Genomic DNA, 12,460 nt, shown 5'->3' on the forward strand with positions numbered 1-12,460 from the left:
GCACCTCAATCCACGGCCCTGGGGAAGAGACCTCGTGGCCGAAACAGAAGCACGAGGAGAAACGCGATATGCCCCGACAGAATCTGCCATTCCGGATTGATCGAGGCGCCGACTGTTTGCGCCACGCCCAGGATCACTCCGCCGGCAAGCGTTCCCCAGAGCGAGCCAAGCCCACCGATGATGACCGCCTCGAAGGCATAGATAAGCCGGGCGGGACCCGAGGTTGGATCGAAATTCGCCCGTGTTCCGAGGTATAGCGCCGCCACCGTGACGATCACCATCGCGATCCCCGTCGCGATCGCGAAGATCGAATTCGGGCGTATTCCCATAAGCCGCGCCGTGACGAGGTCGTCCGATGTCGCTCTGAAGGCCCGCCCGAGCGCGGTCCGATAGATAAGCTGGTTGAGCGCCACGATGACAACGATGGCTGACGCGAAGGTGATCAGCGGCATCAGCCCCGCCGTTACCCCTGCCAACTGGACCGATGCCGTTTCCAGGGTGCCGGCGGAGACGCGCTTGCTGTCAGCGGTGAATGTTTCGAGCAGCCCGTTCTGGATCACGATCGACAAGCCGAAGGTGACCAGAAGTGGTGGCAGAATGTCCTTGCCAAGCGTTCTGTTGAGAAGATGATATTGCAGCAGCCAGCCTAGCGCGAACATGAGTGGCGCGGCGAGCATCGCCGCGAGAAACGGATTCAAGCCCAGCGTCGATACGATGAGAAGGATCAGGAAGGCCGCGAGGACGATGAGGTCGCCATGGGCGAGATTGACAAGACGCATGATGCCGAAGACGAGGCTGAGGCCGGCCGCGAACAAGGCGTAAAACCCGCCGAGCAGAACGCCTTGCAGAAGTGTATCAAGCCAGTTCATGGGTGCCCGCTCCGAAATAGGCCGCGTGAATATCGGCGCGATCGAGCTCTGCCGGACGGCCGCTCAGCGTGATCCTGCCTTCCATCATGCAATAGACGCGATCCGCGACCTTCAGCGCCTGGCCGATGTCCTGTTCGACGATCACGATCGCAGCACCCGCAGCGCGGATCTTCGAAAAGGCGCTGTAAATGTCCTTGATCACGACGGGAGCCAGCCCGAGGCTCAACTCGTCGCAAAGAAGCACTTCCGGATTGGACATCAGCGCCCGTCCGATCGCCACCATCTGCTGCTGCCCGCCCGAAAGCGCCGTCGCTGGGTTTCGCCGACGTTCCTTGAGTATGGGAAACAGGGCATAGACGGTATCGAGCGACCAGTGGCCTTGTGTCTTGCGTCCGTAGGCGCCGATCTGGAGGTTCTCTTCCACGCTCAGCGAAGGAAATAGCTTCCGTCCTTCGGGGACGAGCGCGATGCCTCGCCGCACCACGTCCGCGGCGTCTTCCGCCCCGATCGGCTCGCCACGATGGAGGATCATGTCGGGGCGGTTGGCAAGAATTCCGGCGATCGATCGCATGAGCGTCGACTTCCCGGCTCCATTAGCGCCGATGACGGCGATCGTCTCTCCGGCGTCAAGCGCCATGTCGACACCGAAGATAGCCTGGAAATCGCCGTAGAACGCGGTGAGCGCGCGTGTTTCAAGAAGGCTCGGCATCAGACCTCCATCCCCAGATAGATCTCGCGAACTTCTTGCGACGACATGATGGTCTGCGGTGTGCCGACTCCAATGACCCGTCCGAAATTCAAGACGAGTATCCGCTCGACCACCGCCGTCAGCGCATGAAGGACATGCTCGATCCAGATGATCGCCACGCCTCGGGCATGCACTCTCTTGATGGTTGCCACCAGTTGCTGACACTCTCCTTCGGTTAGGCCGCCGGCGATCTCGTCAAGCAGCAGAAGTTTTGGCTGGGTCGCAAGTGCGCGAGCGAGTTCGAGACGCTTGCGTTCGAGGAGTGTCAGCGACGACGCCTGCACGTTGGCCTTGGCGATGAGGCCCGTTTCCACGAGGATATCGGCGCAAATGCCCGCCACGTCGTTTTCGCTCGCCTGCGAGCCGAATGCACCGGCGACCAGAAGATTCTCATAGACGGTGAGCCGTTCGAACGGCTGCGGAATCTGGAAGGTTCGCCCCATGCCCGCCAGACAGCGTTGCATTGGGGAAATAGAGGTCACGTCCTTGCCATCGAAGCTGACGGAACCGCTCGCGACCGAAAGATTGCCATTGATCAGGTTGAACAGCGTCGATTTTCCGGCGCCGTTCGGCCCGATCACGCCGAGCGCCTCGCCCGGCTCTACCGAAAGGCTGATCGCATCGGCAACGACGAGCGCGCCGAACGACTTCGAGACATTGTTGAGCTGCAATATAGGCATGGATCGTCTCCGCACCGGAGCCGCCCGGCAATGTTGCCGGGCGGTTGCCGGTTCAAGCCAGCGCTTCGAGTTTTCCGCCGAGCGGCACGTTCGGCGCCAGCCCGTTTTCCACGACGACAAGATCGTAGCCACCGCCTGACTTGAGGCGCCATTGACCACCGACCAGCGGCGTCTTGGCCACGTTCTTTTGTGCGAACGGCGGCAGCTTTTCGTTGCCCCAGGCAATTGGGCCGACGAGCGTGTCGAGCTTGGTCTCGCCAATCGCCTTGGCAACCGCATCGCCGTCACCCGCGTCGCCGGCGCGCTTCATGACGTCGACAGCAAGTTCGAACAGCGCATGGGCAAAGCCGATTGGCTGCGTCCAGGGGCGACCGGTACTCTTCGTAAAGGCATCGGCAACGGCCGCGGTGGTCTCTCCGGTAAGTGAGGACTTGAAGGGATGGCTCGGGGTCCACCAGACTTCAGTGGAGAGGTTGTGCCCGGCGTCGCCAAGCGCCTCGACCGTCTGCGGAAATAGAAGTGCCTTGCCGATCGATGCGATCTTCGGCTTCAGGCCCTGCTGCTTTGCCTGGTTCCAGAAGGTCGTGAGGTCCGGGGGGATCATCACGCCGGTCAGAATGTCTACGTTGGCCTGTTTGAAGGCGTTGATCTGGGCCGAGAAATCGTCCGTCAGGTTCTGGTAGCGGCCCGTGTCGGTCAGCGAATAGCCCAGCTTCTCAAGGACCGGCGGGAAGCCGACGACCTTGTCGCCCCAGGCGTTGCCATCGCCATCGTTGGGGAACAGCCCACCGACCTTCTTGTTCGTGTCGATCTGCCCCCACATTCCGGTGAAAACCGCGATGATGTCCTCAAGGCCCCAGAAGAAATGGTAGGCGTAGTCGAACGGCTTCCACGAAGTCGGATCGCCGGGATTGCCCTGCTGCCCGATGAACCATGGCTGCCAGGGAGCCACGGTCGAGATACATGGCATCTGCTCGCCTTCGCAGGTCGTCGAGACCGGATTGGTCGTCTCAGGCGTCGACGAGACGAGCATCAGATTGATCTCGTCGGTGACAATCAGCTCCTTGGCAACTTCCGCGGCGCGGTTGGGATTGGATTGACTATCCTTGACGACGACCTCGTAATTCAGACCAAGCTTTTTCGTCGTCGCCAGAAAGGCGTCGATGACGAACTTGTCAGCCTCTCCGAACGCTGCCAGTGGTCCCGTCTGCGGGCTCACATAGCCGAGTTTGATCGCCTTATCCTGGGCAATCGCCGGCGCAGCCAGGCCTGATGTGGCGATGACAGCCCCACCGGCTGCGGTCGTCTTCAGAAAATCGCGTCTCGTAAACATGTGTCCTCCCATCATTCTCTCTCCTCCCAAAGAGCGCGCTCAACAGCGCGTCAAAAATTCATTCAGATGGCCGGCGGCCCTCCCAGGCATTTTGCAGAAGCTGCCGGATGGATTGGCGGTTGATCGGCTGCGGGTTCCAGTAAGGGTTCTCCACAGCTATGCCCGCCGCCTTGTCGAGATCCGCTTCGGTCAGACCGAAATCGCGAAGTGACAGCGGCGCGCCAATTGCCTTCGCGAAGTCCCAGAGACCGCCGCCAACCGATCCGCCGAATATTTCCGCGACCGGCGCAAGCTCTTTTGCCGCCGCCTTCGCATTGAAGCCGGCCGTGTGAGGCAGCATCACCGCGTGCGTTTCGGCGTGCGGCGTATCGAAGGAACCGCCGAGCGTGTGACAAATCTTGTGATGGAGCGCCATGCCGACGGTTCCGAGAACGGTGCCGCACAACCATGCACCATAGAAGGCGTCACTGCGCGCCTCCACGTCGTCGGGTGTCTTCACGATCGTCGGCAAGCTGCGGGCGAAGGCGCGAAGCCCCTCGATTGCCATCAAGGTCGAGATCGGATTGCGATCCTGCGCGTAGAGCCCTTCGACGGCGTGGGCCATGGCGTTCAAACCACTTGTCACGCTCATTGAAACCGGCAGCCCATAGGTCAGGAGCGGATCGTAGATAACGATTTCCGGGAGGATCTTCGCATCCTTCACTGTCGTTTTTCGTCCGCCCTCGGTTTGACCGAGAATGGGGGTGACCTCGGAACCAGCATATGTCGTCGGCACGACGATCTGGAGAAGGTCGGTCCGATAGGCGATCGCCTTGCCGAGGCCCGTTGTCGATCCGCCGCCGAGCGAGATGACGCAGTCGGCCCGCGTCTCCGCAACGACCTTCATCGCAGCCTCGGTGACATCCACGGGCGTGTGCATGACCGCCCCGGAAAAGACGCCGCAAGCAACGTCGCCGATTTCCCGAGCCAGTGCCTCGGCATCGGCCTTCTGGTGGGGAGTGGAGAGGACAAGCGCGCGTCTGGCGCCCGACTTGGCAATCCATTCCGACAGGCTCTTCCTCGCACCATTTCCGAAGATGATACGGGCAGGACTGCCGGCGTATGAAAACTCGACGCTCATATCGTTTTCCCCGGTTTCGAACGAACCATGGTGAAGGTGATTGCCACCGCCTTTCCTCCTCCATCGCCAAGTTCCACGGGCTCGAAGCGATGGACAAGCTCGGGGCGAACGCCGAAGAGCGCGTCTTCTGAAAGAATGGGATCGCTCGCATCGTAAATGTGCGTGGTAATCGGTTCGAAACCCTCGGCCCGTACCTGGAAATGCAGATTTGCCGGGCGGTGAAGCGGCAGCCCGGCCGCTGACAGCAACCGTCCCACGGGTCCGTCACCCGGCACGCCGTAGCCGGAAGGAACGATCGAGCGATACCGGACTCCGCCGTCGGCATCAGTGCGAAAGAGGCCACGCAGATTGTGCTCCGGCTGCAAATCAGGCTGCTGGTTCTCGTAGAAGCCCTGTGCGTTCGCTTGCCAGGTCACAACCTCCGCGTCCTTGATCGGCAAGCCATCGAGGTCCTGAACCCGAACGGACACCGCCAAAGGTTCGCCGATCCCGTCCAATGATATCGACGCACCCGGCTTACGCGCCGGAGCGTCGCCTCTGAAGAACGGTCCACGGATGGTGTTGGGCGTAGCCCCCTTCGGCCGTCGGGAATTGATCTCCTCGACGAGAGCCGAGGCCCCTGTCAGATCGGAAAGCAGCACCCATTCCTGACGTTTGTCGTCGGAAGCATGGCCGACCTCGGTCAGGAAGGCGATGACCTTGCGCCAGTCTTCCTGCGTTGGGCGGAACTGTTTGATGAGATCGTGAACATGGGTAACGGCTGCGGCGATCAGGCATGCCACGTCAGCATTCTTCTGGCTGGCGAGACGCTCGGCAAATACCTCCGATGAGGTCGCCTCGCTGAATGTGAGTGTCGGAACACCGCCCGCCATCGTCATCCTCCCAAATCGCCTGCCGGTAGAAAGTACCTTATCAACGACGTTGCGAGGCATTGATGATTTTATTGCTAGTCAATATAACGGATTGTTATGAAGATTGACGAACGCCATCTCATTCAACTGGCCGCGGTGGTAAAGACCGGCGGCGTGACCGAGGGCGCGGCCTTGCTTGGACTAGCGCAATCCGCGGTCTCGCGAACCCTCTCCATGCTTGAGCGCCGGGTCGGCGAGCCGCTATTCATCAAGGGCAGGCGCCCGCTTCAGCCGACATCCTTCGGCCTGGCCCTCGCCGAGCACGGTTTCGTCATGCTTGCGGCATCCCGAAAGGCCTCCGACCTGGTGGAGAGCTTTCGGATCGGCAACAGCGGCGTGGTGCGGGTGGGTGGAACGCCGTTTTTCATGGACTCATTGATCGCGGGGCTGTGCGCGGAATTTCAGGTCACACATCCCGATGTGCGCATCGATCAGAGCTATGGGTACTTCCCGGATCTGCGCGCCGGGCTGAAAGCTGACCAGATCGACATCGCAATCTGCCCCATCGACATCCTGGACGAAGGGTCGGGTCTGGAATTCCAGCAGATTCTTCCGGGCCGGAACGTCATCGCGTGTGGTGTGACACACCCTCTCCTTCTGAAGAGGAAACCGCAGCCAAGCCAGCTTCTGAATTATCCTTGGGTTGCGCCGCCGCCGGGAAGCCCGCTGCTGGCGGACCTCCGCGCCCTGTTGCTGTCGTTCGGTGGCACGGAGATAAAGGTGCGCTACTCGGGGGGATCCCTTATGGGGGTCATCAACTACCTGAAGGTCTCCGACGCGCTTACCGTCATGCCGCATAGCGTCGTCTTTGCGCAGCGCAAGGAGAGGTCGATCACCGCTCTTCCGATCAACATCCCCCACCCCGAACGAGCCCTCGCCATCCTGAAGCGCGTCGACGCGCCGCGCGCGCCGGCTGTCGAACAATTCGCCAATCACATCCGCTCCGGTTTCCAGACGCTTCGCCATCTCATCAAGCGCCACGAGGAAGCGGTTATCTGGGGCGGCTAATCGGGCCTTCAGTCTGAGCAAGCCGCACAGTGCGCCATCTCCCGGGTGGCCGCTCGCGGACAACGATTTTCGCCTTGGCTCGTCAACAATCACCTGGCCGACCTGACTGTGACGACAGACGCGCCAGCATGCTACCTGCTGCCCGACAGAGAAGACCGACCTCCGGCAGTGGCGTCTGGCGTGCAGCAACCTAGCGTATTCGGCCACCGCTACTAACTCCTAAGAACCCTCGACGACCCCATGTATCGACACGGCTTTTGTCCGCACTCATACCCATTTGTATTTTACATTTACATCTATTGTGTACACAAAGTACACAATCCGTTGACTCTCATTCTCGAAGGTGTATGGTTTGCATGTCGAGGAACGAGGAGTTGGCCCCAAAATGGCGAAGGCGATCAAAAGCAATCTCTACGAGGACCTGAAGCGTCAGATCCTGACGATGGAACTTGATCCCGACACCGATCTTGACGAGGGCAGCCTCAGCGAGCGCTACGGGCTCTCGCGGACGCCGGTCCGCGACATCTTTCGACGCCTTGCAGGCGAGGGATACATCGACATCCGCGAGAACCGTGGAGCGCGGGTCATCCCGATGAACCATGTTACGCTCCGAAACTTCTTCCTGGTCGCACCGATGATCTACGCAGCGATCGGGCGGCTGGCGGTGCAGAATTTCAAGTCGACGCAACTGGCGGATCTCCAGCAGACCCAGGAGCGGTTCCGCACGGCGAGCGTGAACATGGATCCGCTTGCCATGGTTCTCGAAAACAATCGCTTCCATGAGATTTTCGGCGAGATGTCGGCCAATGCCTACCTGCAGCCAAGCCTGGGCCGATTGCTGATCGATCACGCCCGTATCGGCCACACCTTCTTCCGCCCTCGCAACGACGACATGAAGCGTCGCCTGCAGGTCGCGGTCGAGCACCACGACGCCTTCATCGAGGCACTGAGCGCGCATGACGAGGATGCGGTTGTCGATCTCGTCTTCGAACACTGGGAACTGTCGCGCGAAAACATGGAGATGTTCATCGCGCCACAGGGCCTCAAGGCGGACGCCCTGGTCGGCACTCCGGCCACTTAATCACTGGAGAAGTCATCGTGAAATTCGAGGGGATCTACACCCCGGCCGTGACCCCGCTCGACGAGAGCGGGCAGATCGACCGGAAGGCGTTCGCTGCTGTCCTGGAATCGCTCATTGAAGCTGGCGTTCATGGGATTATCGTCGGTGGGTCGACGGGCGAATATTACGCACAGACCAGCCAGGAGCGTTTCGATCTTGGCGCCTACGCCAAGGATGTGATCGGCAACCGACTGACGCTGGTCATCGGAACCGGCGCTACCCGCACGGAAGATTCGGTTGAATACGCCAAAGCGGCGAAGGAGATTGGCGCTGATGCGATCCTCGTGTCGACGCCACCCTACGCCCTGCCGACCGAGCGCGAGAACGCCGTTCATGCAATGACCGTTGATCGCGCGGCGAACATGCCGATCATGCTCTACAACTATCCGGCCCGCATGGGCGTGATGATGGGCGAGGAGTATTTCTCCCGCGTCGGAAAATCCAAGAACGTCGTCGCCATTAAGGAAAGCTCCGGCGACATGGGCAACCTGCATCTGCTTGCCCGCAAGTTCCCGCACATCGCCCTCTCGTGCGGTTGGGACGACCAGGCGCTCGAGTTCTTTGCCTGGGGCGCAAGAAGCTGGGTCTGCGCCGGCTCGAACTTCCTGCCCAGAGAGCACGTCGCGCTCTATGAGGCCTGCGTCATCGAGAAGAACTTCGACAAGGGCCGCGCCATCATGACCGCGATGCTGCCCCTCATGGATTTCCTCGAATGCGGCAAGTTCGTCCAGTCGATCAAGCACGGCTGCGAGATCATCGGGCTGAAGACCGGCTCCGTGCGGGCTCCGCTGCGTCCCCTCAATTCGGAAGAGAAGCGAACACTTGAGACCGTCGTTTCGACGCTGAAGCGCACGGTCGGCCAGATCACATCGGGAGCCAATTGTCATGCATGAGCCCTTGACCGCCGCCGAATACAAGGCGATTGCAGCCGACCTTCAATTCCCGACGAACGCCTTTATCGACGGCACCTTTCGGCCTGCAAGCTCGGGCAAGACCTTCAAGGCGAAGAACCCGGCGACCGGCGATACGCTCGCCAAGGTCGCGGCCTGCGACAGCACGGACGTCGACCATGCCGTCGCGAAGGCCCGCGCGGCGTTTGACGATGGCCGCTGGCGGCTGCGCTCGCCTGGCGAACGCAAGCAGGTTCTCCTGGAACTCGCCAAGCTCATCGAGCGCAATCGCCACGAACTTGCGGTCATGGAAAGTCTCGATAGCGGCAAGCCTGTCCGCGAGTGCCAGACGGTCGACATTCCTGACACCATCCATACGCTGCGCTGGCATGCCGAGCTGATCGACAAGCTCTACGACAATACCGCTCCTGTCGGATCGAATGCGCTGACGATGATCGTCCGCGAGCCGATTGGCGTCGTCGGTTGCGTCCTTCCCTGGAACTTCCCGCTCCTGATGCTTGCCTGGAAGATCGGCCCGGCCTTGGCTGCCGGTTGCTCCGTTGTCGTGAAGCCTGCCGAGGACACGACGCTGACAACGCTTCGGGTTGCGGAACTCGCGCATGAAGCCGGGATCCCCGCGGGCGTCTTCAACGTCGTTACCGGCAGCGGCAAGGAGGTCGGCGAACCGCTCGGCCTGCACATGGACGTCGACATGATCGCCTTTACCGGATCGACGCCGACCGGGCGCCGGTTCCTGCGCTACGCCGCCGATTCCAATCTCAAGAAGGTCGTCCTCGAATGCGGCGGCAAGAACCCGGCCGTCGTTCTCGATGATGCCGAGGATCTCGATCTCGTTGCAGAACAGGTCGTCAACGGTGCCTTCTGGAACATGGGCGAGAACTGCTCGGCCACCTCGCGCCTCATCGTCCATGCCAACGTGAAGGACGATCTGCTGAAGCGGATCGGCGCTTACATGCGGGAATGGAGAACCGGCGATCCGCTCGACCCGGACAACCGCATCGGCGCCCTGGTCAACAAGGCGCATTTCGAGAAAGTCACATCCTTCCTTGACGATGCAAAGAAGGAGAAGCTGTCGGTTGCCTATGGCGGCGACACGCATGACGGCATCTTTGTGGAACCGACGGTCGTTGATGGCGTGACGCCCTCGAGCCGTCTCTTCAAGGAAGAGATATTCGGACCGGTGCTGTCGGTGACAACCTTCAATACGCTCGCCGAGGCGGTCGCGCTTGCGAACGATACCAACTATGGCCTGACGGCATCCGTTTACACCGGCAGCCTCCGCAACGCGATCCGGCTCTCGCGAGACATCCGCGCCGGCGTGGTTACGGTCAATTGCTTCGGCGAAGGCGACGCCACCACGCCGTTTGGCGGCTACAAGGAATCCGGATTCGGCGGTCGCGACAAGTCGGCATTCGCTCACGACAATTATTGCGAACTGAAGACCATCTGGATCGACATCTCCGAACGGTCAATCGACGAGAGCATCCGATGACCAGCAACCCTGTCAGACGGCTGCCGGTTGAGAACGGGGTCTCTGGCTGGGAGGCCATCAGTCAGCGCCCATTTCCCTTGAGAAAACTCGACGGCAACGTGTCTGCCGACTGGTTGGTCATCGGCGCCGGATTTGCCGGGCTCTCGGCTGCCCGACGCCTCCGTACACTGCGCCCGGGTGAAAAGATCGTTTTGGTGGACGCCGGCGAGATCGGAAAAGGCACGTCGGGACGGAATTCCGGCTTCATGATCGACGTGCCACACAATCTCTCGGCAAGCGAATATTCGAGCGGAGGCGACGAAGCGACACGGATCGAAATGGCGCAGAACCGCTCCGCCATCGCCTTTGCGCGGGAGGCCGCGGACGAGTTCGGGATGTCGCGCGAAACTTTCGACCCGGCCGGCAAGATCAATGCCGCGGCAACAGCACGTGGCATGAATCTCAATGCGAACTTTGGGCACTCCCTGGGAACGGCTGGCGAGAAGCACCTGTTTTTGAACGCCAAGGAAATGCGGGATCTAACAGGATCGAACTATTACCTCGGCGGGCTTTATACGCCTGGCACGGTGTTGATCCAGCCTGCCGACTACGTAAGGCAGTTTGCGGCGGGACTAACAAGCACGGTCGACATCTTCGAGCGCTCGCCCGTCACCGCTTTGGCAAGGCATGGTCGCGATTGGACCGCGACCTGTCCGTCCGGAACAGTTACGGCGCCGAAAGTCATCCTCGGCGTCAACGGACACATCGATGACTTCGGCCATTTCGGCGGGCGGCTGATGCACATCTTTGCCTATGCATCGATGACCGCTCCCTTTCCGGCGACATCCGCGATCGCAGGCGAGGAACGATGGGCTCTCCTGCCAGCGGACGCCATGGGGGCGACGATCCGCAAGATCACGTCCAACGGGCTTTCGCGCATCGTCATCCGCACGCGATATACATACGACACCAAGGTCGCCGTGAGCGAGCAACGCATGACGAAGATGGCTGCCGAACATCGGCGCTCGTTTGACGCACGGTTTCCGGAACTTGCCGGACTTCCCTTCGAGCACAGCTGGGCGGGGCGACTGTGTCTCAGTCGCAATCATTCGCCGGCATTCGGCGAGGTCGAGGAAGGCCTGTTTTCGGCATGCTGCGAAAACGGCCTCGGAACCGTGAAGAGCACGCTTGCCGGAATGATGGCAGCGGAGCTCGCCACGTCGACCGCATCCCAGGAACTCACTCGGTACATGGACCACCCGGCGCCGACCAGGCTGCCGCCCGAGCCATTCGCGTGGCTCGGGATCAATTCGGTGATCCGCTTGCAGGAATTGCGTGCAGGTCGCGAGGGATGATCCCTGGCCGCGCAATATGAAGTCACCGCCGCTCGCAGGGCTTCAACGATAATGGGAACGAAGAACTAGGAGTAAGAACAATGAAGACATTGTGGAAGGCGCTTTGCGCTGCTGCGATGGTCGGGATCAGCATGCTCCCCGCCCGTGCAGAAGAAAAGACCATCAACATGGGCACGCTGTCCTGGGAAGACCTGACGCCGATCACCGGCATCACCAAGAAGGTTCTCGAAGACGCCGGCTATACCGTCAAGGTCACTCAGTTCTCTGAATGGGGCATTGCCTACGCCGCTCTCGCCAAGGGCGACATCCAGGTTCTCGCCTCTCAGACCGACTATGTTGCCCAGGACTACTGGAACAAGAACAAGAGCCGCCTCGAGAAGATCTCGCCGGTCTCACATGGCCTCTACCAGGGCATTGCCGTGCCGAAATATGTCCCGATCGACTCTCTCGAACAGCTCAACGAGAACGCCGACAAGTTCGGCGGCAAGATCATCGGCATCGAGCCGGGCTCGGGCCTGATGCGTGACGCATCGAACGCCGTCAAGGACTATGGCCTCAAGCTGCAGCTCGTCGAAGGCAGCACCGCGGCGATGACGGCTGCGCTCAAATCGGCATACGACCGGCAGGAATGGACGGCTGTGACGATCTGGGAGCCGTCGTGGATGGTGCAGAAGTTCCCGATCAAGTACCTCAAGGATCCGAAGGGCGTCTTCCCGCCGCCGCAAAGCTACTACTGGATCGGTCATAAGGGCTTCTCGGCAGACAATCCGCACGCCCGCGAAGTCATGGCCAGCGTTTACGTCCCGCTTGCCGATATCACCGCCATCAACGGTGCCGTCAACGAGGGCAAGACCATGGACCAGGCCGTCCAGGATTGGGTCGGTGCGCATGCCGACCTGATCAAGCGCTGGGAAAACATCAAGAAGGATTGATG

Annotated in this window: 12 protein-coding genes; 6 read left to right on the top strand and 6 right to left on the bottom strand. The window is 60.8% G+C overall.

All coding sequences use genetic code 11. The features are described 5' to 3' along the window. Positions 1–5 precede the first annotated feature (5 nt). Genes QTL94_RS09155 through QTL94_RS09180 form a run of 6 tightly spaced genes read right to left on the bottom strand, consistent with a single transcriptional unit; the run spans position 6 to position 5,622 of the window. The gene (locus QTL94_RS09155) at positions 6–869 is read right to left on the bottom strand and encodes a branched-chain amino acid ABC transporter permease (RefSeq protein ID WP_289801296.1); all 864 of its coding nucleotides are present in this window, start codon (positions 867–869) and stop codon (positions 6–8) included. Next, on the bottom strand, positions 856–1,578 hold the full coding sequence (locus QTL94_RS09160) for an ABC transporter ATP-binding protein (RefSeq protein ID WP_289801297.1): 723 nt from the start codon (positions 1,576–1,578) through the stop codon (positions 856–858). The genes QTL94_RS09155 and QTL94_RS09160 overlap by 14 nt, the downstream gene beginning before the upstream one ends. After that, positions 1,578–2,297: an ABC transporter ATP-binding protein gene (locus QTL94_RS09165; RefSeq protein ID WP_289801298.1), complete on the bottom strand. Its 720-nt coding sequence runs from the start codon at positions 2,295–2,297 to the stop codon at positions 1,578–1,580. Before QTL94_RS09165 ends, QTL94_RS09160 begins: the two co-directional genes overlap by 1 nt. A 52-nt stretch (positions 2,298–2,349) precedes the next feature. Next, positions 2,350–3,630: an ABC transporter substrate-binding protein gene (locus tag QTL94_RS09170; protein ID WP_289801299.1), complete on the bottom strand. Its 1,281-nt coding sequence runs from the start codon at positions 3,628–3,630 to the stop codon at positions 2,350–2,352. 58 nt (positions 3,631–3,688) lie between these two features. Then, positions 3,689–4,750 (bottom strand): maleylacetate reductase, encoded by a 1,062-nt coding sequence (locus tag QTL94_RS09175; protein WP_289801300.1) that lies wholly within the window; start codon positions 4,748–4,750, stop codon positions 3,689–3,691. Further along, a complete protein-coding gene (locus QTL94_RS09180; RefSeq protein ID WP_502944112.1) occupies positions 4,747–5,622 on the bottom strand; it encodes a dioxygenase family protein in 876 nt (291 codons plus the stop codon). Before QTL94_RS09180 ends, QTL94_RS09175 begins: the two co-directional genes overlap by 4 nt. Before the next feature lie 96 nt (positions 5,623–5,718). Between QTL94_RS09180 and QTL94_RS09185 the strand changes: the two genes are divergently transcribed. The 6 genes from QTL94_RS09185 (at position 5,719) to QTL94_RS09210 (ending at position 12,458) form a co-directional block, all read left to right on the top strand. Continuing rightward, complete coding sequence (locus QTL94_RS09185) at positions 5,719–6,669, top strand: LysR family transcriptional regulator (RefSeq protein WP_289801302.1); 951 nt, start codon at positions 5,719–5,721, stop codon at positions 6,667–6,669. A 385-nt stretch (positions 6,670–7,054) separates the two neighbouring features. Next, positions 7,055–7,750, top strand: a complete 696-nt coding sequence (locus QTL94_RS09190; protein ID WP_065692602.1) for a GntR family transcriptional regulator — start codon at positions 7,055–7,057, stop codon at positions 7,748–7,750. Between the two features lie 17 nt (positions 7,751–7,767). After that, positions 7,768–8,682: a dihydrodipicolinate synthase family protein gene (locus QTL94_RS09195; RefSeq protein WP_289801303.1), complete on the top strand. Its 915-nt coding sequence runs from the start codon at positions 7,768–7,770 to the stop codon at positions 8,680–8,682. After that, complete coding sequence (locus tag QTL94_RS09200; protein ID WP_289801304.1) at positions 8,675–10,192, top strand: aldehyde dehydrogenase; 1,518 nt, start codon at positions 8,675–8,677, stop codon at positions 10,190–10,192. The genes QTL94_RS09195 and QTL94_RS09200 overlap by 8 nt, the downstream gene beginning before the upstream one ends. After that, a complete protein-coding gene (locus tag QTL94_RS09205) occupies positions 10,189–11,526 on the top strand; it encodes an NAD(P)/FAD-dependent oxidoreductase (protein WP_289801305.1) in 1,338 nt (445 codons plus the stop codon). The genes QTL94_RS09200 and QTL94_RS09205 overlap by 4 nt, the downstream gene beginning before the upstream one ends. 80 nt (positions 11,527–11,606) lie before the next feature. Beyond that, positions 11,607–12,458 (top strand): glycine betaine ABC transporter substrate-binding protein, encoded by an 852-nt coding sequence (locus tag QTL94_RS09210; protein ID WP_113522873.1) that lies wholly within the window; start codon positions 11,607–11,609, stop codon positions 12,456–12,458. Positions 12,459–12,460: the final 2 nt, after the last annotated feature.

The sequence above is a fragment of the Rhizobium sp. S96 genome (genome assembly GCF_030382195.1).
Taxonomy (GTDB): Bacteria; Pseudomonadota; Alphaproteobacteria; order Rhizobiales; family Rhizobiaceae; genus Rhizobium.

Excerpts from the sequence above, each read along its gene's own strand:
- QTL94_RS09155 (WP_289801296.1), bottom strand. The coding sequence starts at position 869 with ATGAACTGGCTTGATACACTTCTGCAAGGCGTTCTGCTCGGCGGGTTT.
- QTL94_RS09160 (WP_289801297.1), bottom strand. The coding sequence starts at position 1,578 with ATGCCGAGCCTTCTTGAAACACGCGCGCTCACCGCGTTCTACGGCGAT.
- QTL94_RS09165 (WP_289801298.1), bottom strand. The coding sequence starts at position 2,297 with ATGCCTATATTGCAGCTCAACAATGTCTCGAAGTCGTTCGGCGCGCTC.
- QTL94_RS09170 (WP_289801299.1), bottom strand. The coding sequence starts at position 3,630 with ATGTTTACGAGACGCGATTTTCTGAAGACGACCGCAGCCGGTGGGGCT.
- QTL94_RS09175 (WP_289801300.1), bottom strand. The coding sequence starts at position 4,750 with ATGAGCGTCGAGTTTTCATACGCCGGCAGTCCTGCCCGTATCATCTTC.
- QTL94_RS09180 (WP_502944112.1), bottom strand. The coding sequence starts at position 5,622 with ATGGCGGGCGGTGTTCCGACACTCACATTCAGCGAGGCGACCTCATCG.
- QTL94_RS09185 (WP_289801302.1), top strand. The coding sequence starts at position 5,719 with ATGAAGATTGACGAACGCCATCTCATTCAACTGGCCGCGGTGGTAAAG.
- QTL94_RS09190 (WP_065692602.1), top strand. The coding sequence starts at position 7,055 with ATGGCGAAGGCGATCAAAAGCAATCTCTACGAGGACCTGAAGCGTCAG.
- QTL94_RS09200 (WP_289801304.1), top strand. The coding sequence starts at position 8,675 with ATGCATGAGCCCTTGACCGCCGCCGAATACAAGGCGATTGCAGCCGAC.
- QTL94_RS09205 (WP_289801305.1), top strand. The coding sequence starts at position 10,189 with ATGACCAGCAACCCTGTCAGACGGCTGCCGGTTGAGAACGGGGTCTCT.
- QTL94_RS09210 (WP_113522873.1), top strand. The coding sequence starts at position 11,607 with ATGAAGACATTGTGGAAGGCGCTTTGCGCTGCTGCGATGGTCGGGATC.